This is a genomic window from Streptomyces sp. NPDC089424, assembly GCF_044749345.1.
In the GTDB taxonomy this organism is placed as follows: domain Bacteria; phylum Actinomycetota; class Actinomycetes; order Streptomycetales; family Streptomycetaceae; genus Streptomyces.
On the sequence record NZ_JBIVHU010000010.1, the window covers coordinates 132466 to 149336 of the forward strand.

Sequence of the window (16871 nt, forward strand, 5' to 3'; positions counted from 1 at the left end):
TCCCCCCATGGAAGCCCTGACTCCTCATACGACCCGCGAAGGCCGGGGAGGGTTGCACGCGGGGGTGGGATTTCTTGCCGGGGTTTCCGCGGGGCGCCCGTGCGGTCCCGTTCTCAGCGGCGCAGGGCGGTCTCCCGGTCCATGCGCGACAGCTTCTCCGGGTTGCGCACGGCGTAGAGCCCGGTGATCAGTCCGTCGTCGATGCGCACCGCCACGACGGTGTCGATCTCGTCGTCGAGCTGGAGGAACAACGCCGGACGGCCGTTGACCTCCGTCGGCCGCAGCCGTGCCGGGCCCGGGACCCGGCTCAGCCCGCCGATCATCAGGCGGGCCACCTTGTCGGCCCCGACGACGGGCCGCAGGATCGCCTGCTTGACCCCGCCGCCGTCGCCCACGAGGACGACGTCCGGGGCGAGGATGTCGAGCAGACCCTGCAGGTCGCCGGTCTCCACCGCCCGCCGGAAGGCGTCCAGCGCCTCGCGGGTCTCGGACCGCGAGACGGCGCCGCGGGGCCGGCGGGCCGCGACGTGCGCCCGTGCCCGGTGGGCGACCTGCCGGACCGTCGCCGGGGTCTTCTCGACGGCTTCGGCGATCTCGTCGTACCCGAGGTCGAAGACCTCGCGCAGCACGAACACCGCGCGTTCGGTGGGCGTGAGCGTCTCCATCACCAGCAGCATCGCCATCGAGACGCTGTCGGCGAGCTCGACGTCCTCGGCCACGTCCGGCGCGGTCAGCAGCGGCTCGGGCAGCCAGGAGCCGACGTAGGACTCCTTGCGGCGGCCCAGGGTGCGCAGTCGGCTCAGTGCCTGGCGGGTGGTGATCCGGACCAGGTACGCGCGCCGGTCCCGCACGGTGGCGAGGTCGACGCCGGCCCATCGCAGCCAGGTCTCCTGGAGGACGTCCTCGGCGTCGGCGGCCGAGCCGAGCATCTCGTAGGCGACCGTGAAGAGCAGGTTGCGGTGGGCGACGAACGCCTCGGTGGCGGGGTCCGTGCGTCCACCGCCCGCCGTCCGCCCGGCCGTTTCCTCGGTGCGCTCGCTGTCCACCGGCTGCTCCTGTCGGTTCGCCCACGAAGGTACTCGCGCACGAGACGCCGCCGCGGGCCGATCCGTGACATCGCCGCCCCGTGGCCCACGTCACAGCGCGGTCCCGTCACGCGGGCCGGACCACCGGCATCTCGTGTTCGTCCGCAACGCCACCCCAGTGAGGACGAGGTCATGGACGTTCGATTCAACCTGTTCGAGAACCAGCTCGCCGCCAGGTTCGCCAAGCGGTTCGCCGGCGCGGGCCTGCTGATCCACCACTCGACGCTGCCGAGGTCCACGCAGGAGCTCGTGTCCCTGCGGGCCAGCCAGATCAACGGCTGCGGGCACTGCATCGACATGCACACCAAGGAGGCCGCGGCGGCCGGTGAGTCCGCGGTCCGGCTGCACCTGGTCGCCGCCTGGCGCGAGTCGACCGTGTTCACCGAGGCCGAGCAGGCCGCGCTGGCGCTCGCCGAGGAGGGCACCCGCCTCGCCGACGCCGCGCCGGGCGTGTCCGACGAGACGTGGGCCCTGGCGCGCAAGCACTACGACGACGACCAGCTGGCCGCGCTGGTCGCGCTGGTCGCCCTGATCAACGCGGCCAACCGGCTCGCGGTGATCGTGCACCAGCCGGGCGGCTCCTACGAGCCCGGGATGTTCAGCGCCGCGTTCGACGACTGACACGCCGACGGGGACCGGGCCGCCCTCCCGGTCCCCTTCGGCGTCACGGCGTCACGGCGTCCTCGGGCGGCGGGAGCACATGGCGTACGAAACGGTCCGCCGTCTCCGCCAGGGCCTCCCGGCCGTCCCGGGCCCACAGCGGCTCGTTGAAGAGCTCGACCTCGATCGGCCCGGTGTACCCGGCCGCCTCGACGTGGCCCTTCCACTCCCGCATGTCGATCGAGCCGTCGCCGATCTGGCCGCGGCCGTTGAGGACGCCCTCGGGCAACGGGGTCGTCCAGTCCGCGAGTTGGAAGGTGTGGATGCGGCCGCCGGCCCCCGCGCGGGCGATCTGCCGCGGTGCCGTGTCGTCCCACCAGATGTGGTACGTGTCCACGGCGACGCCGACCTGGTGCGCGGGGAAGCGCTCGGCGAGATCGAGGGCCTGGGCGAGGGTGGAGACCACGCAGCGGTCGGCGGCGTACATCGGGTGGAGCGGCTCGATGGCGAGGCGGACGCCGTGCCGCTGCGCGTACGGGCCCAGTTCGGCGAGGGCGTCGGCGACGCGCTGCCGGGCCCCGTGCAGGTCCTTCGACCCAGGCGGCAGGCCGCCCGAGACCAGGACCAGGGTCGTCGTTCCGAGCGTCGCCGCCTCGTCGATCGCGCGGCGGTTGTCGGCGAGGGCACGGGCCCGCTCCCCGGGGTCGCTCGCGGTGAGGAAGCCGCCCCGGCAGAGCGTCGTCACCGTCAGGCCCGCGTCCCGGACCAGCGCGGCGCTCGCCTCCACGCCGTACGACTGCACCGGCTCGCGCCACAGGCCCACGGAGGGGACCCCCAGTTCCACGCAGGCCGCGACCAGTTCGGGCAGGGCGAGCTGGCGCACCGTCATCTGGTTGATGCTGAAACGCTCCAGTGCGCCGCTCACTGCGTCACCCCGTACATCGCGAGCAGGGTCCGCATCCGCTCCTCGGCCCGCTTCGGGTCGGGGAACAGGCCGAGCCCGTCGGCGAGTTCGTAGGCGCGGGCGAGGTGGGGGAGGGAACGCGCCGACTGGAGGCCGCCGACCATCGTGAAGTGGGTCTGGTGGCCCGCCAGCCAGGCCAGCAGGACCACTCCGGTCTTGTAGAACCGGGTGGGCGCCTGGAACAGGTGGCGGGACAGCGCGACGGTGGGGTCGAGGAGGGCGCGGAAGCCCGTGCCGTCCCCGGTGTCCAGGACGCGCACCGCCTGCGCCGCCAGCGGACCGAGCGGGTCGAAGATGCCGAGCAGGGCGTGGCTGAACCCCTGGTCGTCGCCCGCGATCAGCTCGGGGTAGTGGAAGTCGTCGCCGGTGTAGCAGCGGACGCCCTCCGGGAGCCGGCGGCGCAGGTCGATCTCGCGCCCGGCGTCCAGCAGGGAGACCTTGACGCCGTCGACCTTGCCGGGGTGGGCGGCGATCACGTCCAGGAGGGTGCGGGTGGCCGCGTCGAGGTCGGCGGAGCCCCAGTAGCCCGCCAGCGCCGGGTCGAACATCGGGCCCAGCCAGTGCAGGATCACCGGCTCGGCGGACTGGCGCAGCAGGTGGCCGTACACCTCCAGATAGTCCTCGGGGCCCCTCGCGGCGGCGGTGAGCGCCCGGGACGCCATGAGGATCGGCCGGGCGCCGGACGCCTCGACCAGCGCGAGTTGCTCCTCGTAGGCCGCGCGTACCTCGGCGAGGCCGCCCGAGGTGATCTGGTCCGTCCCCACGCCGCAGGCGACACGGCCGCCGACCGCCTTCGCCTCCGCCGCCGACCTGCGGATCAGTTCGGCCGCGCCCGCCCAGTCCAGGCCCATCCCCCGCTGGGCGGTGTCCATCGCCTCGGCGACGCCCAGCCCGTGCGACCACAGATGGCGGCGGAAGGCGAGCGTGGCGTCCCAGTCGATCGCGGCGGGCGAGTCCGGGGTGACGTCGGCGAACGGGTCGGCGACGACGTGCGCGGCGGCGAGGACCGTACGGGAGGAGAGGTCCGCGCCGGGGGTGAACGCCAAGGGCTCGGAGCGGGGTTCGTAGGTCCGCAGGCTCCCGTGGGCGTCGGGCAGCCGGAGGGTCACAGCGTGATCTCCGGTACGTCGAGGCGTCGGCCCTCGGCCGAGGAGCGCAGGCCCAGTTCGGCGAGCTGGACGCCGCGGGCGCCGGCGAGCAGGTCCCAGTGGTAGGGGGCGTCGGCGTAGACGTGGCGCAGGAACAGTTCCCACTGGGCCTTGAACCCGTTCTCGAACTCGGCGTTGTCCGGCACCTCCTGCCACTGGTCGCGGAAGGCGTAGGTGGCCGGGAGGTCCGGGTTCCAGATCGGTTTGGGGGTGGCGGCGCGGTGCTGGACGCGGCAGTTCCGCAGGCCCGCGACGGCCGAGCCGTGGGTGCCGTCCACCTGGAACTCGACCAGTTCGTCGCGGTGGACGCGGACCGTCCAGGAGGAGTTGATCTGGGCGATGGCGCCGCCGTCCAGCTCGAAGATGCCGTACGCGGCGTCGTCGGCGGTCGCGTCGTAGGGCTTGCCGTTCTCGTCGAAGCGCTGCGGGACGTGGGTGGTGGCGACGGCCTGGACGGAGGTCACCCGGCCGAAGAGCTCGTGCAGGACGTACTCCCAGTGCGGGAACATGTCGACGACGATGCCGCCGCCGTCCTCGGCGCGGTAGTTCCAGGAGGGGCGCTGGGGGGACTGCCAGTCGCCCTCGAAGACCCAGTAGCCGAACTCGCCGCGCACGGACAGGACCTGGCCGAAGAAGCCGCCGTCGACGAGCCGCTTCAGCTTGAGCAGGCCGGGCAGGAACAGCTTGTCCTGGACGACGCCGTGCTTGATGCCGGCGTCCTTGGCGAGGCGGGCCAGTTCCAGGGCGCCGGCGAGTCCGGTGGCGGTCGGTTTCTCGGTGTAGACGTGCTTGCCTGCCGCGATCGCCTTGCGCAGGGCCTCCTCGCGGGCGGAGGTGACCTGGGCGTCGAAGTAGATGTCGACGGCCGGGTCGGCGAGGACCGCGTCGAGGTCCGTGGAGACGTGCTCCAGGCCGTGCCGGTCGGCGAGCGCCCGCAGGGCGTGCTCGCGGCGCCCGACGAGGACGGGCTCGGGCCACAGCACGGTGCCGTCGCCGAGGTCGAGACCGCCTTGTTCACGGAGGGCCAGCAGAGAGCGGACGAGATGCTGGCGATGACCCATGCGCCCGGTCACGCCGTTCATGGCGATGCGCACCGTCTTGCGGTTCACGTGGTTCCCTCTCGCTGTGAGCAGTGGGCACTGAGCATGCAGCAAGCGCTTTCTACATGGAGAAGCTAGCCTCTGAGCAGGGGTTCGGACAAGGGTGTGACCGTCTTGAGTTGTTCGAGGGGGCGAACAATCGAGGCGGTGGCCTTATGGTCAACCCGGACGATTCCAGGCGGGGAATCACAGGCTGCGCTACCGGAGGACGACGAGATGACGGTGACCCTGGCGGACGTGGCTGCCCGCGCCCAGGTCTCGCCCGCGACGGTGTCGCGCGTGCTGAACGGCAACTACCCGGTGGCCGCGTCCACCCGCGAGCGGGTGCTCAAGGCGGTCGACGAGCTGGACTACGTCCTCAACGGTCCCGCCAGCGCGCTCGCCGCCGCCACCTCCGACCTGGTCGGCATCCTGGTCAACGACATCGCCGACCCCTTCTTCGGGATCATGGCGAGCGCGATCCAGTCCGAGATCGGCGGCCCGGGCGGCAGAGCCGGCGGGGAGCGGCTCGCGGTCGTCTGCAACACGGGGGGCTCCCCCGAGCGCGAGCTGACCTATCTGACCCTGCTGCAACGCCAGCGCGCCGCCGCCGTCGTGCTGACCGGTGGCGCGGTGGAGGACGCCGCCCACGTGACGGCGGTGTCGGCGAAGCTGCGCAGGCTGGCCGAGGCCGGCACGCGGGTCGTGCTGTGCGGGCGGCCGCCGGCCCCGGAGACCCAGGCGGTGGCGCTGACCTTCGAGAACCGCGGCGGCGGGCGGCAGTTGACGGAGCATCTGATCGGGCTCGGGCACCGCAGGCTCGGCTACATCGCCGGCCCCGAGGAGCGGACCACGACCCGGCACCGGCTGGAGGGACACCGGGCCGCGCTGGAGGCGGCCGGCATCCCGGAGGACCCGCGCTGGACGGTCCACGGCCGCTACGACCGCCGGTCCGGCTACGAGGCCACGCTGGAGCTGCTGCGCCGCGACCCGTCCCTCACCGCGGTGGTCGCCGCGAACGACTCCGTCGCGCTGGGGGCGTGCGCGGCGCTGCGGGAGACGGGACGGCGGATACCGGAGGACGTCTCGGTCGCCGGGTTCGACGACCTGCCGTTCAGCATCGACGCGGTGCCCGCGCTGACGACGGTACGGCTGCCGCTGGCGGAGGCGGGGGCGCGGGCGGGGCGGATCGCCATGGGCCGCGAGGAGCCACCGCCGGGCGGGATCGCCACGGCGCGGGGGGAGTTGATGGTGCGCGGCTCCACGGGGGCGCCGCGCGGTTGAGGGGCGGGGTTTCAGGCCCCCACGTACTGCGCGCCCCCGTTGCCCAGCGACCAGTCGGCCGGCCCGTTCTCGGTCAGGGCGACGAAGACGTTGCGCGGCTCCGTGCCCGCGTACTCCTCGGCGAGTTCGGCGATACGGCGGTACAGGGCGCGCTTCCGGTCCGGGGTGCGCCCGGCGCGCAGGGTGATCGCGACGTAGACGATGCCCTCGTCGCGCGCGACGTCCAGGTAGTCGCCGTACCGGAGCGTGCTCCTCGTGCCGTCGTGCGCGGTCAGGATCTGGAAATGGTCGTCCGGGGGGATGCCGAGGGTCTCGATCAGGGCCTCGTGGACGGCCCGGCCGAGGGCTTCGAGGCGGCCGGGGCGGGAGGCCAGGGCGTCGATGCGGACGAGGGGCACGGGTCAACTCCCGGCGGACGGCTGCGGACAGGGGACGGCCGCGGACACGGGGGACTGCGGACACGGGGGCCGCGGACCGATGCCGTACATACTAGTAGGTACAGGCGTCCTTTTCCGCGCTCGTCCTCAGGGCCGGATCCCGTCGCAGGCGATGGACAGGTGACGGGGGCCGCGCAGTACGGCGTTCCGGCGGTACGGGGGCGGGTCCTCCAGCAGCCGGGGGTTCTCCAGGCGGCGGGCGAGTTCGGCCAGGGCCAGCTGGGCCTCCAGACGCGCCAGTGGTGCGCCGAAGCAGCTGTGGATGCCGCTGCCGAAGCCGAGGTGCTGGATGTCCCCGCGGTCCGGGTCGAAGCGGTCCGGGTTCTCGAACCGCCGCGGGTCGCGGTTGCCGGACGCCAGCACCAGCCAGAGCGAGGCGCCCTTGGGGATGGTGACGCCGCCGATCTCGATGTCGGCGACGGTGGTGCGCTGCGGCACCAGTTGCACCGGCGGCTCGAAGCGCAGCAGCTCCTCCACGATCGGCACGGCGAGCCGCGGCTCGTCCCGCAGCCGTCGCAGGACGTCCGGGTTGCGCAGCAGGGTCAGCATGCCGTTGGTGACGAGGTTGACGGTGGTCTCGTGTCCCGCGATCAGCAGCAGGGCGGCGGTGCTGAGCAGTTCCATCGTCGTCATCGCGCCGTCCGGGCCCTCGGCCGAGGCAAGCGCGGAGATCATGTCGTTCCTGGGGTGCTTGCGGCGCTCCTCGATCAGCCCGGCCAGGTACATGCCGAGCTGCATACGGGCCTCGTGCGAGGACTTGCCGCGGTCGGCGGGGTCCGCGTCCGGATCGGGGTCCAGGCTCGCGGCGATGGTGTCCGCCCAGCCGTGGAAGCGCGGCTCGTCCTCGCGCGGCACGCCGAGGATGCGGCAGATCACGGTGACCGGGAACGGGTACGAGAACTCCTCGACCAGGTCGATCCGGCCCGGGTCGGCGATGCCGTCGACCAGTCCCGAGACGATGCCGTGCAGTTCCTCGCGCATTCCGTCGACCCGGTGCGGGGAGTGCGGCGGGCCGAAGGGCCGGTTCGTCATCCGCCGCAGCCGGTCGTGCTCGGGCGGGTCGAGCCGCAGGAAGCTCGGCGGCAGCACCCCGTCCTCCGGCTCGGACGACGACTCGGCGAGCGGATCGTGCGACGCGGAGGCCAGGTTGCGCGCATCCGAGCTGATGCGGGGGTCGTGCAGGAGGCTGCGGATCTCGTAGTAGGTGCTGACGACGTACGGCCCGTCGTCCTGGTGGAGGACGGGCGTCTTGCGCAGCTCCTCGTAGAGGGGGTACGGGTCGGCGCGGTTCGAGTAGTCCAGGATCTGGTGCAGCGGCGATGGCGTCATCGTGCGTCCTCGGGGCCGGGCGGGTCAGTGCGCGGGGGTGAACGTCATCCGGCGGTCGGCCGGCGAGTATCCGCTGAGGGTCACCGTGGGGCCGTGCGTGGGCACCGACGGGTCGGGGAAGTCCGCGTCCGTCGGACGCTGTCCCGGGCTCCGGCCGACCGTGGGGAACGGCGGCGGGAACGGCGCGGTGGTCTCGATCAGCTCCTGGTAGAACGGCAGCCACCGGGCGTGGTCGAAGGCGACCGCGCCGATGACCCGCCCCTGGTAGCCGTAGACGCCGACGAACCGCCGGTCGGTGAGCGAGCCCTGCGAGACGAGGATCTCGGTACCCAGAGACGGCACCCCGACCGACTTGATGTTCACGCCGAACTGCGAGGACCAGAACGCCGGCACCCACAGGTGGGGCAGCCGGTCGGCGCTCTCGCTGAGCATGTTGTGCGCCGCGATCTCGGCCTGGCGTACGGCGTTGCCCCAGTGCTCCAGCGACAGGAACTGGTAGCCGAACAGGGCGTGCGGGGACCGCGCGACGTCACCGGCGACATAGATGTCGTCGGTGACGATGCCGCGGATGTCGAAGGCACGGCAGCCGGCGTCGCAGGCGATGCCGCGCGGGCCCGCCCCGAGCCCCGACCCGGCGAGCCACTCGGTGTTGCGGGTGGCGCCCAGGCAGACGACCACCAGGTCGGTCTCGACGGTGGACCCGTCGGACAGGTGCGCGGCCCGCACCCGGCACGAGGCGTCGCCCTCCAGCGCGGTCACCATGACCCCGCACCGCAGATCCACGCCGTGCTCCTGCTGGAGGTCGGCGGCGACCGCGCCCACCACTCCGCCGAGCGCGCCGACCAGGGGTGCCCCGCCGCGTTCGGCGACGGTGACGGCGATGCCGCGCTCGCGGCAGGCGGAGGCGATCTCCGAGCCGGTGAAGCCGGCGCCGATCACGAAGACCCGCTTGGGCCCCGCCGCCAGCCGGCGCTCCAGCCGGGCGGCGTCGTCGCGGGTGCGCAGCACGAAGACACCGTCGAGTTCCGCCTCGGCCTCGTGGGGCCAGGGCCGCGCCCGTACCCCGGTGGCGATCAGCAGGCGGTCGTAGGGCACCTCGTCGCCGTCGCCGAGCCGCACCCGGCGGGCGGCCATGTCCAGCCCGGTGGCCGGGACGCCGAGCCGCCAGGTCGCGTCGAGGTCCCGGCGCCTGGGCAGAGCGGTGCGGTCGGCGGTGGTCATGCCCAGCAGCACCTGCTTGGACAGCGGGGGCCGGTCGTACGGCTCGTGGGGTTCGTCACCGATGATCGTCAGGGAGCCGGTGAAACCCTTCTCGCGCAGGGTCTCCGCGCCCCGCAGGCCCGCCAGCGAGGCGCCGACGACGACCACACGGCCCTCGCGCCGGAGGCTCTCCAGGGCTCCGTCAGCGGTCATCGGTCACCGCCCCGGCAGGGACGTCGACCTCGTCGACGAGGATGGCCTGGACGGGGCAGGCGGCCGCGGCCCGCGCGAGTCCGTCGCGCTGCGCCTCGTCCGCCTCGGGGTGGTAGAGCAGCCCCTCGTCGCCGTGCATGACGAAGACGTCGGGCGCGAGGAACGCGCACTGCGCGTATCCCTGACAGCGGTTCAGGTCGACGACAAGCCTCACCACGGGATGTGTCCTCTCCGACGGCCCGGTCCCCCGTGCGCCCATCCTCGGCCCGCCCCTGGGGTACGGCGACGAGAGAGGTCCGTCGGAGTGAACCCCTGAAGGCCCGGCTACCGTCCGCGGCTCGTCGGACACCGCGCATCCCGAGGCCACCGCCACCGGCCGTGCTCCGGCCGCCCCGCCGTTCTCCGCAGGCCCCGGCGACTCCTCGGCACCCAGCGCCCGCTCGGGACCCGGCGACTCCTCGGCACCCAGCGCCCGCTCAAGGCCCGGCGACTCCTCGGCGCCCAGCGCCCGCTCAAGGCCCGGCGACTCCTCGGCGCCCAGCGCCCGCTCAAGGCCCGGCGACTCCTCGGCGCCCTGCGCCCGCTCAAGGCCCGGCGGTTCTTCGGAGCCCTGCGCCCGCTCAAGGCCCGGCGGTTCTTCGGAGCCCGACGGCTCCACAGGGTCCAGCCACTCCTGAGAGCTCAGCGACTTCACAGCGCCCAGCGGCTCCACGGGGCCTGGTGGCTTCACGGGGTCCGGTGGCTTCACGGGGTCCGGCGAGTCGTCAGAGCCCGGCGGGCTCCACAGTGCCCGGCGACCCGTCAAAGTCCAGCAGGCTCCACAAAGCCGAGCGACTCCACAGGACCCGGCGAGTCGTCAGAGCCCAGCGGGCAGCCGTGGCGCCGGCCGAGCGGGCCGCGGCGGCCACCGACACGGACGTCCGCGCCCGTCGGGTGCGTGAGCGGCTGACCGCCGTCGGCTACGAGGGTCCGGCCGACTCGATCGCGGCGATCAAGCACCTGCGCGAGGCGGCTCCCGGTCTGAGCCTGCTGAGCCCGGCGACCCGTCAAAGCCCCGCGGGCTCCACAGGACCCGGCTGCCTCCACAACGCATGGCGGCTCCACATGGCCCAGCGCTCCACAGGGCCCTGCGGGCCCACATAGCCCAGCGCTCCACAGAGCCCGGCGCCTCCACACAGCCCAGCGCCCCACACAGCCCGGCGCCTCCACACAGCCCAGCGCCCCACACAGCCCGGCGCCTCCACACAGCCCAGCGCCCCACATAGCCCGGCGCCTCCACACAGCCCGGCGACTCCCCAGGACCCGGCGCCTCCACACAGCCCGGCGGCTCCACACAGCCCGGCGGCTCCACACAGCCCGGCGGCTCCGCAGCGCCCGGCGGCTCCGCAGCGCCCGGCGGCTTCTCAGGGCGTCGTAGGGGACGGGTGGTCGGTGGGGCGGTGGCCTTTCAGGATGTGCAGGCTGACGATCAGTGCCCAGCCCGGGAACACCAGCTCCGACCACGGCATGTCCGCTCCCACCACCAGCAGCACCAGCCCCACCGCGTAGCCCAGCAGGATGAGCGGGCGCGGCCAGACTCCGAGCCGGCGGCCGATGGTCGACGCCGTGAAGACGAACACCGCGGCCATGCGCAGCCCGTACGTGGTGAGCAGGGTGTAGGCGTAGTGGCGGCCGAACGCCGAGGGCGGCTGACCGTCGTCGAGCACGGTCCCGGCCGCCGCCCCGCAGCCGAACAGCATGGCGACGAAGACCAGTCCGCTGCCCAGGAACACGGTGGACACGAAGCGGTCCTCCCCCGCGCCCGCCTGCTCGCGCAGCGCTCCCATGAACCACAGGAAGGAGATCCCGGCGAACGGCAGGAGCTCCAAAGCCGTCTGCACGGCGCCGCGCTGCCCGGCGTCGACGGTGATCTCGGTGCCGTCGGCCCCGCCGGGCAGCGCGAGGCGCACCAGGATGATCGCCGCGGCCATCAGGAGCGCGAACAGGACCCCGGCGACACCGGCGGCCCGGGGTGTCCCGAGGCGCTCGCGCATCTGCCGCATCGTCTCTCGCTCTCCGTCCGTCCTCCCGCACGCAGACGCCCGCCCCTGCCGGCCCGGACCTCTGCCCTTCCTTCGTCAAGACAGCAGCAATCCGCGCGCTCCCGCCACCGGGCCGCGCCGGTCGCGGGACGCCGGGGGACCACGCTTGACCTCAAGCGCGGTTGACGTACGACGCTCGTCCCATGAGCGATCACCACGCGTCCCAGGACGTCCACACCGTCGCCCCCGTCCTCGTCCACCGCCTCTTCCGGGCCCTGGACGCCCGCGAGTTCGCCCCCGGCTGGATGGGCGGCCTCGCCACCGAGGACGTACGGATGGAGACACCCGTCGGCGCCGCCGAGGGCGTGACGGCGGTCGGGCAGCTGGCGGTGGAGGCGGTGGAGCGGTTCGTACGGACGCAGCACATGGCGTCCGGGATCCTCGTCGACGCCGAGGGCGAGCGGGCCGACGTCTCCTGGAACGCCCATATGACCCATGTCCACGAGGACGGGAGCCTGTTCACCGTCGGGGGGCGGTTCGACGCCGAGGTGCGGCGTACGCCGGACGGCTGGCGGTTCAGCCGGATGGCGGTACGGCCGGTGTGGACGCAAGGTAGGCCGCCCGTCGTGAACTGAACCGGACCGGTCGCCGCACGGGCGATGATTTCCGGGCCGTAGCGCGGTCTTCACTCCAGTTCCCTCAGCGTCTTCGTCACCCCGAAACAGGAGCCGGCCATGCCCCTCGTCATCACCTCGTTCATCAGCCTCGACGGCGTCGTCCAGGCGCCCGGCGGCCCGCAGGAGGACACCGACGGCGGGTTCGCCCACGGCGGCTGGACGCACCCCTTCTTCGACCCGAAGATCGTGGGCGGGGCCTTCGACGCGGCGCTGGAGGGCGCCGACGCCCTGCTCTTCGGGCGGCGGACCTGGCAGGCGATGGCCGGGGCGTGGCCGGAGCGGGCCGGAGACCCCTTCGCCGACCGGATGAACTCGATCCGGAAGTACGTCGTCAGCGCCACCCTCGGTGACGCCGACACCAAGGCCTGGGACAACACCCTCCTCGTCCCGGCTGCCGGGGCCGTCGCCGAACTGCGGGAGCTGAGCGCGACCGAGGGCGGGAACCTGCTGGTCATGGGCAGCCCGACGCTCGCCCGTACGCTGCTGGGCGAAGGGCTCGTGGACGAGCTGCGGCTGATCGTCATGCCCGTGGTGCTGGGCGGCGGGAAGTCGATCTTCCCGGACGACGGCACGAAGACGACGTTCACGCTGGTCTCGACGACGGCCTCGGAGGCGGGCGTCCAGGTGTGCGTCTACCGGCGGGCCGCCGGGCAGTAGCCGCCGGGGCATGGACGCGAGGGGGCGGGCGGCCTAGGCTCGACGCGGGGACATCTCTGACCGAGTCAACCATCCGGGTCGGCCGTCCCGGCCGCCCCTCCCGATCCGGGGCCGATCATGACCGTCGAGGACATCCGCTCCTTCAACCGCTTCTACACCCACCTCATCGGCGCCCTCGACCACGGCCGCCACCTGTACGTCCCGTACACCCTCACCGAGTCCCGCGTCCTGTACGAACTCGCGCACGCGCCGCGTACGGACGCCGCCGACCTGCGCTCCCAACTCCACCTGGACGCCGGGTACCTGAGCCGGATCCTGAACAGGTTCGAGCAGGACGGGCTGGTCGAGCGGGCACCCTCCAAGCGCGATCCGCGCCGCCGGCGCATCACCCTGACCGCGCGCGGCCGGGAGGCGGCGGACCTGCTGGACGAGCGGGCGGCGCAGGCGGTCGAGGCGCTGCTGACCAGGGTGCCGCCCACGGAACGGGGGCGGCTCACCGAGGCGCTCGCGACGGTGCGCGCGCTCCTGGGCGCCGACCGGGCGGCGCGCCCCGAGGACGTGCTGCTGCGCGAGCCCGGCCCGGGCGACCTGGGCTGGATCGTGCAGCGCAACGCCGCGCTGTACGCGGCCGAGCACGGCTGGAACGCCGATTACGAGGGGCTGGTCGCCCGGATCGTCGCGGACTTCGCGCAGGACCACGACCCGCACCTGGAACGGGTGTGGATCGCCGAGCTGGACGGGCGTGCGGTGGGCTGCGTGATGTGCGTACGGGACGAGGCGCCCGCCACCGCCCGGCTGCGGCTGCTCCTGGTCGAGCCGGACGCGCGCGGCCTCGGCGTCGGCGACCGGCTGGTGCGGGCGGTCGCCGACTTCGCGCGGGGGGTCGGCTACCGCGACCTCGTCCTGTGGACGAACGACGTGCTCACCGCGGCCCGCCGCGTCTACCAGCGGCACGGATTCGTACTGGTCGGCGAGAAGCCGCACCGGTCGTTCGGCAAGGACCTGGTCGGCCAGGACTGGCGCCTGGAGCTGCGGGTACCACGGGAGTGACGGCGGCCCGACCGGTACGGGCCGGCACCGGAGTGACGGGGAGGGCCCAGGTGTACGAAGCTGGAGGCATGAAGCTGGCGTTCTCCACCCTCGGTGTCCCCGGCCTCCCCCTGCCGGACGTCCTCCGACTCGCGAGCGAGCACGGCTACCACGGTGTGGAGCTGCGCGCGCACCCCGAGGAGCCGGTGCATACCGGCATCGGGGCCGCCGAACGGGCGGACGCCGCGGCCGAGTTCAAGGCGGCCGAGATCACGCCGCTCGGGATCGCCGGGTACACGCGGGTGGCCGCTCCGGGCGACGACGAGCCCGTCCTCGGCGAGCTGCGCGCCCTTCTCGACCTGGCCCACGACCTCGGCGCCCCCTACGTCCGGGTCTTCCCCGGCGGTACGGCGGAGCAGAGTCCCGAGGAGGCCGACGCGACCGCCGCCCGCCGCCTGGGCACGGCGGCCGAATACGCGGCCGACGTGGGGGTGCGCATCCTCGTGGAGACCCATGACTCGCACCGCACGGGCGCCGACGCGATGCGGATCCTGGGCCTGGTCGGCCACCGTCAGGTCGGCGCCCTGTGGGACGTCATGCACACCTGGCGCGGCGGCGAGCAGCCCTCGGAGACGTACGCGGCCCTCTCCCCGCACCTCGGCTACGTCCAGGTCAAGGACATCGCCTCCACCGAGGACACGGCCCCGCTGCCGCTGGGCGCCGGGGTGCTCCCGCTCGCCGAGACCGTGGAGCTGCTCTCCCGGCAAGGCTGGGACGGCTGGCTGTGCTGGGAGTACGAGAAGCGCTGGTACGAGGACGCGGCCCCGCTCCCGGGGCTGCTGGACGCGGGCCGCGACCATCTGGCGCGCCTGCTCAACGACTCGGCCTGAACGGCCGGGTGGCGCGGTCCGCCGCCCCGGCCCGCGGCGCGGTCAGCCGGGCAGACGGCCGCGCAGCGCCGCGAACGCCTCGTGGAAGCCGGGGAAGGTCTTCCGTACGCAGCCCGGGTCGTCGTACGTGATCCCCGGCACCCGCAGGCCGGTCACCGCGAAGGACATGACGATCCGGTGGTCGCCGTACGTCTTGAAGTCGGCGGGCGCCGGCCGGCCCGGCCGGATCTCGATCCAGTCGGGGCCGGTGGCGACCTCGACCCCGAGCCGCCGCAGGTTCTCCGCGCAGGCCTCCAGGCGGTCGCACTCCTTCACGCGGGTGTTGGCCACGTCCTCGATGCGCACCGGCCCCGAGGCGAAGGGGGCGATCGCGGCCAGGGTGGGCATGGTGTCGGAGATGTCCCGCATGTTGACCGTGAGTCCGTCGAGACGGCCGGTGCCCCGGACCGTGGTGCGGTCCGCGCCGACCTCCACCCGCGCGCCCATCCGGCGCAGGACGTCCACGAAGGCCAGGTCGCCCTGGAGCGCGCCCTCGCCGAGGCCGGGGACGGTCACCTCGCCGCCGGTCAGCGCCGCGGCCGCGAAGAAGTAGCTCGCCGTGGAGGCGTCCGGTTCGATCGCGTACGTCGTGGCGCGGTAGCCACCGGGCGGGACGACGAAGACGTCGCCCTCGCGGCGCACCTCCGCACCGAATGCCCGCATCATCGCGCGCGTGATGTCGACGTAGGGGGCGGACACCAGGTCGGTGACCTCGACGCGCAGCCCGCGCCGGGTCAGCGGGCCGAGCAGGAGCAGGGCCGTGAGGTACTGGGAGGACTGGCCGGCGTCCAGCGTCACCTGGCCGCCGTCGACCCCGGCCGCCCGCACGGTGAGCGGGTGGTGGCCCTCCGCCTCCTCGTGGCGCAGGTCGACGCCGAGGTCGCGCAGGGCGCGGGTCAGGGGCAGCAGGGGGCGGCGGCGCATCTGCGGGGAGGCGTCGAAGCGGTAGGTGCCGTGGCCGGTGGCGGCCAGTGCGGGCAGGAAGCGGGCCGTGGTCGCGCCGTCGCGGCAGAAGACGTCGGCCTCGGCGACCGAGGGGCCCTGCGGGCGGCCGTCGATCTGCCAGGTGTCGGGGGTGCGGCCGACCCGGTAGCCGAGGCGGACGAGGCCTTCCGCGAAGCCCTCGGTGTCGTCCGACCGCAGCGGCCGGCGCAGGGTGGTGACACCGTCGGCCGCCGCCGCGAGGAAGAGGGCGCGGGCGGTCAGGGACTTGGAACCGGGAATGTCGACTGCGGGCATGCGTTCATGATCGGCCCGCGTCCACCGGGAGCGCCGCGTCGTCCACGGGATGGACCACCGAAGATCGCCGGGGCGTCACCGAGGTGAGGGCCACCCCGCCCACCAGCAGCGCCGCCGCGCACCAGCGCAGGGGTGTCATCGACTCGCCGAGGAACACCGCCGCGGAGGTCATCCCGAAGGCCGGGACCAGCAGCGAGAAGGGCGCGACGGTGGAGGCCGGGTGGCGGCGCAGCAGCCAGCCCCAGGCGCCGAACCCGAAGACGGTGGTGATCCAGGCGACGTAGACGACGGTGCCGGCGCCCTGCCAGTCGAGGGCGCGCAGGGCCTCGTAGTCGCGGGTCGGGCCCTCCAGGAGCAGGGAGAGGGCGAGGAGGGGCAGGACGGGGACGGTGCTGACCCACACCATGAAGTTGAGGGCGTCCGGGGGCGCGGCCTTGCGGGTGAGGACGTTGGAGGCGCCCCAGCAGGCGGCGGCCGCGATGACGAGCGCGAAGGCGGTGAGCGGGCCGGAGGTGCCTTCGTCGACGGCGGCGACACCGATGCCGGCGAGGGCCACGAGCATGCCCGCGCCCCTGACGGCGGTGGGTCGTTCGCCGAGGGCCACGAAGGCGATGAGCGCGGTGAACACCGCCTGCACCTGGAGCACCAGCGACGACAGACCGGCCGGCATCCCGGCGTCCATCCCCACGAACAGCAGCCCGAACTTGGCGACCCCGAGGACCAGTCCCACCGCCACGATCCATTTCCAGGCCACCTTCGGGCGACCGACGAGGAAGACGGCGGGGACCGCCGCCACCAGGAAGCGCAGGGCGGAGAAGAGCAGGGGCGGGAAGTGGTCGAGACCGATCTCGATGACGGTGAAGTTGACGCCCCAGACGGCGGCGACGAGGACGGCGAGCAGGAGGTGGGCGGGTCGCATACGTCGAGGATCACCGGCGAGGACCATGTAGCACCAGCGATGATTGCTGCATGATTGGATG

At 73.5% G+C, this 16871-nt stretch carries 18 protein-coding genes; 7 read left to right on the plus strand and 11 right to left on the minus strand.

Annotation, left to right across the window (positions count from 1 at the left end):
- Nucleotides 1-113: 113 nt before the first annotated feature.
- Nucleotides 114-1046 carry an RNA polymerase sigma-70 factor gene (locus ACIP2X_RS33435; protein ID WP_401680575.1) on the minus strand — a complete coding sequence of 311 codons (933 nt, stop codon included), beginning with the start codon at nt 1044-1046 and terminating at the stop codon, nt 114-116.
- A gap of 171 nt (nt 1047-1217) precedes the next feature.
- Here ACIP2X_RS33435 and ACIP2X_RS33440 point away from each other — a divergent pair, with 171 nt between their 5' ends.
- Nucleotides 1218-1706, plus strand: a complete 489-nt coding sequence (locus ACIP2X_RS33440; protein WP_401680578.1) for a carboxymuconolactone decarboxylase family protein — start codon at nt 1218-1220, stop codon at nt 1704-1706.
- A 43-nt stretch (nt 1707-1749) separates the two neighbouring features.
- Here ACIP2X_RS33440 and ACIP2X_RS33445 read toward each other — a convergent pair whose 3' ends face one another.
- The 3 genes from ACIP2X_RS33445 to ACIP2X_RS33455 are packed head-to-tail and all read right to left on the minus strand — an operon-like array spanning nt 1750 to nt 4906.
- Nucleotides 1750-2574 carry a sugar phosphate isomerase/epimerase family protein gene (locus ACIP2X_RS33445; protein ID WP_401681239.1) on the minus strand — a complete coding sequence of 275 codons (825 nt, stop codon included), beginning with the start codon at nt 2572-2574 and terminating at the stop codon, nt 1750-1752.
- Nucleotides 2575-2606: 32 nt separating this feature from the next.
- Complete coding sequence (locus ACIP2X_RS33450; RefSeq protein WP_401680581.1) at nt 2607-3758, minus strand: dihydrodipicolinate synthase family protein; 1152 nt, start codon at nt 3756-3758, stop codon at nt 2607-2609.
- Nucleotides 3755-4906 carry a Gfo/Idh/MocA family protein gene (locus ACIP2X_RS33455; RefSeq protein ID WP_401680584.1) on the minus strand — a complete coding sequence of 384 codons (1152 nt, stop codon included), beginning with the start codon at nt 4904-4906 and terminating at the stop codon, nt 3755-3757. The genes ACIP2X_RS33450 and ACIP2X_RS33455 overlap by 4 nt, the downstream gene beginning before the upstream one ends.
- A 207-nt stretch (nt 4907-5113) precedes the next feature.
- Here ACIP2X_RS33455 and ACIP2X_RS33460 point away from each other — a divergent pair, with 207 nt between their 5' ends.
- Nucleotides 5114-6160 carry a LacI family DNA-binding transcriptional regulator gene (locus ACIP2X_RS33460; protein ID WP_401680587.1) on the plus strand — a complete coding sequence of 349 codons (1047 nt, stop codon included), beginning with the start codon at nt 5114-5116 and terminating at the stop codon, nt 6158-6160.
- A gap of 11 nt (nt 6161-6171) precedes the next feature.
- On the opposite strand, the gene ACIP2X_RS33465 is transcribed toward ACIP2X_RS33460, so the two are convergent.
- The 4 genes from ACIP2X_RS33465 to ACIP2X_RS33480 all read right to left on the minus strand — a co-directional run bounded on the left by ACIP2X_RS33465 (nt 6172) and on the right by ACIP2X_RS33480 (nt 9553).
- A complete protein-coding gene (locus ACIP2X_RS33465) occupies nt 6172-6558 on the minus strand; it encodes a tautomerase family protein (RefSeq protein WP_401680590.1) in 387 nt (128 codons plus the stop codon).
- A gap of 126 nt (nt 6559-6684) precedes the next feature.
- Nucleotides 6685-7926 (minus strand): cytochrome P450, encoded by a 1242-nt coding sequence (locus ACIP2X_RS33470; RefSeq protein ID WP_401680593.1) that lies wholly within the window; start codon nt 7924-7926, stop codon nt 6685-6687.
- 24 nt (nt 7927-7950) lie between these two features.
- Entirely contained in the window at nt 7951-9339 is a 1389-nt protein-coding gene (locus tag ACIP2X_RS33475) for an NAD(P)/FAD-dependent oxidoreductase (RefSeq protein ID WP_401680596.1), read from the minus strand.
- Nucleotides 9329-9553 (minus strand): ferredoxin, encoded by a 225-nt coding sequence (locus tag ACIP2X_RS33480; RefSeq protein ID WP_401681242.1) that lies wholly within the window; start codon nt 9551-9553, stop codon nt 9329-9331. Before ACIP2X_RS33480 ends, ACIP2X_RS33475 begins: the two co-directional genes overlap by 11 nt.
- 662 nt (nt 9554-10215) lie before the next feature.
- On the opposite strand from ACIP2X_RS33480, the gene ACIP2X_RS33485 reads away from it, so the two are divergent.
- Complete coding sequence (locus tag ACIP2X_RS33485; RefSeq protein WP_401680598.1) at nt 10216-10482, plus strand: hypothetical protein; 267 nt, start codon at nt 10216-10218, stop codon at nt 10480-10482.
- Nucleotides 10483-10742: 260 nt separating this feature from the next.
- Here ACIP2X_RS33485 and ACIP2X_RS33490 read toward each other — a convergent pair whose 3' ends face one another.
- Nucleotides 10743-11381: a hypothetical protein gene (locus tag ACIP2X_RS33490; RefSeq protein ID WP_401680603.1), complete on the minus strand. Its 639-nt coding sequence runs from the start codon at nt 11379-11381 to the stop codon at nt 10743-10745.
- Between the two features lie 182 nt (nt 11382-11563).
- On the opposite strand from ACIP2X_RS33490, the gene ACIP2X_RS33495 reads away from it, so the two are divergent.
- From ACIP2X_RS33495 to ACIP2X_RS33510, 4 genes are all read left to right on the plus strand, one after another.
- Entirely contained in the window at nt 11564-11995 is a 432-nt protein-coding gene (locus tag ACIP2X_RS33495; RefSeq protein ID WP_401680606.1) for a nuclear transport factor 2 family protein, read from the plus strand.
- A 99-nt stretch (nt 11996-12094) separates the two neighbouring features.
- Nucleotides 12095-12694 (plus strand): dihydrofolate reductase family protein, encoded by a 600-nt coding sequence (locus ACIP2X_RS33500; protein ID WP_401680608.1) that lies wholly within the window; start codon nt 12095-12097, stop codon nt 12692-12694.
- A 117-nt stretch (nt 12695-12811) separates the two neighbouring features.
- The gene (locus tag ACIP2X_RS33505) at nt 12812-13744 is read left to right on the plus strand and encodes a GNAT family N-acetyltransferase (RefSeq protein WP_401680611.1); all 933 of its coding nucleotides are present in this window, start codon (nt 12812-12814) and stop codon (nt 13742-13744) included.
- 68 nt (nt 13745-13812) lie between these two features.
- Nucleotides 13813-14613, plus strand: a complete 801-nt coding sequence (locus ACIP2X_RS33510; RefSeq protein ID WP_401680614.1) for a sugar phosphate isomerase/epimerase family protein — start codon at nt 13813-13815, stop codon at nt 14611-14613.
- Between the two features lie 42 nt (nt 14614-14655).
- Here ACIP2X_RS33510 and aroA read toward each other — a convergent pair whose 3' ends face one another.
- Together aroA and ACIP2X_RS33520 are read right to left on the minus strand one after the other, a co-directional pair.
- Nucleotides 14656-15891 carry a 3-phosphoshikimate 1-carboxyvinyltransferase gene (aroA, locus tag ACIP2X_RS33515; RefSeq protein WP_401680617.1) on the minus strand — a complete coding sequence of 412 codons (1236 nt, stop codon included), beginning with the start codon at nt 15889-15891 and terminating at the stop codon, nt 14656-14658.
- 4 nt (nt 15892-15895) lie between these two features.
- Nucleotides 15896-16810 (minus strand): EamA family transporter, encoded by a 915-nt coding sequence (locus tag ACIP2X_RS33520; RefSeq protein ID WP_401680620.1) that lies wholly within the window; start codon nt 16808-16810, stop codon nt 15896-15898.
- Between the last annotated feature and the right edge of the window lie 61 nt (nt 16811-16871).

What these genes read in the sequence shown, in the direction of transcription:
- ACIP2X_RS33440 (WP_401680578.1), top strand. Translation starts at nt 1,218, where the DNA reads ATGGACGTTCGATTCAACCTGTTCGAGAACCAGCTCGCCGCCAGGTTC.
- ACIP2X_RS33445 (WP_401681239.1), bottom strand. Translation starts at nt 2,574, where the DNA reads ATGACGGTGCGCCAGCTCGCCCTGCCCGAACTGGTCGCGGCCTGCGTG.
- ACIP2X_RS33460 (WP_401680587.1), top strand. Translation starts at nt 5,114, where the DNA reads ATGACGGTGACCCTGGCGGACGTGGCTGCCCGCGCCCAGGTCTCGCCC.
- ACIP2X_RS33470 (WP_401680593.1), bottom strand. Translation starts at nt 7,926, where the DNA reads ATGACGCCATCGCCGCTGCACCAGATCCTGGACTACTCGAACCGCGCC.
- ACIP2X_RS33475 (WP_401680596.1), bottom strand. Translation starts at nt 9,339, where the DNA reads ATGACCGCTGACGGAGCCCTGGAGAGCCTCCGGCGCGAGGGCCGTGTG.
- ACIP2X_RS33490 (WP_401680603.1), bottom strand. Translation starts at nt 11,381, where the DNA reads ATGCGGCAGATGCGCGAGCGCCTCGGGACACCCCGGGCCGCCGGTGTC.
- ACIP2X_RS33495 (WP_401680606.1), top strand. Translation starts at nt 11,564, where the DNA reads ATGAGCGATCACCACGCGTCCCAGGACGTCCACACCGTCGCCCCCGTC.
- ACIP2X_RS33500 (WP_401680608.1), top strand. Translation starts at nt 12,095, where the DNA reads ATGCCCCTCGTCATCACCTCGTTCATCAGCCTCGACGGCGTCGTCCAG.
- ACIP2X_RS33505 (WP_401680611.1), top strand. Translation starts at nt 12,812, where the DNA reads ATGACCGTCGAGGACATCCGCTCCTTCAACCGCTTCTACACCCACCTC.
- ACIP2X_RS33510 (WP_401680614.1), top strand. Translation starts at nt 13,813, where the DNA reads ATGAAGCTGGCGTTCTCCACCCTCGGTGTCCCCGGCCTCCCCCTGCCG.
- aroA (WP_401680617.1), bottom strand. Translation starts at nt 15,891, where the DNA reads ATGCCCGCAGTCGACATTCCCGGTTCCAAGTCCCTGACCGCCCGCGCC.
- ACIP2X_RS33520 (WP_401680620.1), bottom strand. Translation starts at nt 16,810, where the DNA reads ATGCGACCCGCCCACCTCCTGCTCGCCGTCCTCGTCGCCGCCGTCTGG.